Consider the following 2,493-nt stretch of genomic DNA (forward strand, 5'->3'; position numbering starts at 1 on the left):
CTGGCCAAATTTATTAATTCTTCTATTGTACTATATTCCATAACTTTTTCCTCCTAAAACAAACTTAAAAATTTAAACTTTATCCCAATTAATTTACTACCGGTGGTATATAACGAACTAAACTGAGACCATCTATATTACGTAAATGATTAAGAATATATTCATCCACAGCATGATCTAATTCAATAATACTGGAGGCAATAGTTCCTTTTTTCTTGCGAAAATCCTGCATATGAGCTATATTCAAATTATAGCTCCCCAGAACTGAAGTGATAACTCCAACCATTCCCGGTCTATCTTTGTGAATTATCCAGAGAGTTGGAAGTTTTCCAGAAATATTAACTTCATAATTATCAATTTCTATCACTTTTATATCACTACCACCTATAGAAGAACCAACCATACTAACACTTTCTTCTTCGTTTGATAGTACTATTTTTACTGTATTAGGATGCACATCTCTTAACTGTACTTCAGAAAAATTAACTTCAATTCCTTTTTCTTTTGCTATTTCTAGTGAATTTTTTATTCGCTCATCATCGGGTTTAAAACCAAGTATACCAGCTATCACAGCTTTATCAGTACCATGTCCCTTATAGGTGCTGGCAAAAGATCCGTGAAAATTTATTTCTGCTTTTTTTATTGTATCAGAAAATATAAAACGGGCAATTCTCCCTAATTTTACTGCTCCTGCAGTATGAGAACTGGAAGGGCCCACCATTACCGGGCCCATTACATCAAAAATACTACTCATTATCTTACCTCCTAACCAGCCTGTTTCATGCTATTCTCTTCTATCTTTTGGTTTAAAATTTCTATAGCCTTTTGAATTTGAGGATCCTTTTCAGCCTCAGCATCATATTCAATAGTTACATCTGGCTCTATTCCTTTTTCATGAATATATTCTTCATCCGGTGTATAATAACGGGCAATAGTCATTTTCACAGCTGAACCATCTTCTAAAGGTATTACTCTTTGGACTGTACCCTTACCAAATGTTTTAGTCCCGACTAAAGTTCCTCTTTCATGATCTCTTACTGCTGCTGCAACTATTTCAGAAGCACTGGCACTACCGCCATTTACAAGTACAACTAAAGGCATATTGACTGATCTTATTTCAGATGAAGCTTCATAAATCTGAGGTTCTCCTTCTCTCTGTCTGGCAGAAACAATAGTCCCGTCTTTTATAAAATTACTGGCTACCTTTACAGCTTCATTTAAAAGTCCACCAGGGTTTGAGCGAAGATCTAATATAACTGCCTGAGCACCTTTAGATTCAAAACCTGTTAACGCCTTTCTAACTTTTAAGCCAACATCTTCAGCAAATTCAGCTACTGAAATATATCCTATCTCATCTGTCTGCATTTCAGAAGTAACATAAGGAATTTCAATATCTGCTCTTGTTATTTCAAATTTTAAAGGTTTTTCAGCATCTTCTCTATCAACAGTAATATTTACAACTGTTCCCGGTTCACCTCTCATCATATCTACTGCTTCTTTTTGGGTCATCTCAGAAGTCGGTTTACCTTCTACATGAGTAATTACATCCTGAGCCTGTAAACCAACTCTATCTCCAGGAGTTCCTTTTATTGGAGAAACTATAGTAAGTTTTCCTTCTCTCATAATTATTCTAATTCCAATCCCACCAAAGTGTCCTTCAAATTCTATCTGCATTTCTTCATATTCATCTGGAGTTAAATAATAGGAATAAGGGTCTACCTCTTCCAGCATTCCATTTATTGCACCCTGAAGCAACTTATCATAGGTAGGATCATCAACATGGTGGTTTTTTAGATAATAAAGCACCTGTTGAAATTTATCAAATGAATCAAAACTTTCTCCTGATTCATCCTGAGCCTGTACACCTGCAGTTCCTAATCCGAAAATCAGTATAAAACTAAGCATTACTACCATTAAAATTTTCATCTGTTTTTTTAGCAATTTAATCTCTCCTCTCTGATTTGAAAATTGCTTTATATAGAACAATTAAGGCAAAGTGAGGTAAAGCAATTATTCTTTTTAATCTTTTTGGCTCCTGTAATACTCTATAAAACCATTCTAAACCTATCTTTTGCATCCAAATTGGAGCCCTCTTAAGCTCTCCTGCAAGTACATCAAAAGAACCACCAACTGTTATTCCAACATTAACATTTAATTTAGCTAAATTCTCTTTCAAAAATTTCTCCTGAAGTGGTACTCCCATCCCTACAAAAAGAATATCAGGTCTTTTTTTATTAATTTCTTCAATTACCATGGACTTCATATTTTGATCAAGATAGCCGTGATGAAAACCACTAATTTCTAAGTTGGAAGATAAATTCTTATTTGTAGGAAGATTTTTTTTAGGATTTTCTTTTAATTTTTTTACCATTTTTTCTGCAATCCCTGGCTTACCTCCCAGAAAATATACAGAATAATCTCTATTATAATCAGAATAACTAAGTATTTCTGTTAAAATATCAAACCCAGATACTCTTTCCTCAATATCTAAAT

3 protein-coding genes are annotated in these 2,493 nt (G+C 33.7%); all 3 read right to left on the minus strand.

The features are described 5' to 3' along the window. Positions 1 to 88: 88 nt before the first annotated feature. The gene (gene sdaAB, locus VJ881_07445; protein HKL75884.1) at positions 89 to 754 is read right to left on the minus strand and encodes an L-serine ammonia-lyase, iron-sulfur-dependent subunit beta; all 666 of its coding nucleotides are present in this window, start codon (positions 752 to 754) and stop codon (positions 89 to 91) included. An 11-nt stretch (positions 755 to 765) separates the two neighbouring features. Continuing rightward, positions 766 to 1,941, minus strand: a complete 1,176-nt coding sequence (locus VJ881_07450; protein HKL75885.1) for a S41 family peptidase — start codon at positions 1,939 to 1,941, stop codon at positions 766 to 768. A 1-nt stretch (position 1,942) separates the two neighbouring features. After that, on the minus strand, positions 1,943 to 2,493 hold a 551-nt coding region (locus VJ881_07455; protein ID HKL75886.1), incomplete at its 5' end, for a WecB/TagA/CpsF family glycosyltransferase.

The organism is Halanaerobiales bacterium (genome assembly GCA_035270125.1).
Lineage (GTDB): Bacteria > Bacillota > Halanaerobiia > Halanaerobiales > DATFIM01 > DATFIM01.

Coding starts and splice junctions, on each gene's coding strand:
- sdaAB (HKL75884.1), bottom strand. CDS start 754: ATGAGTAGTATTTTTGATGTAATGGGCCCGGTAATGGTGGGCCCTTCC.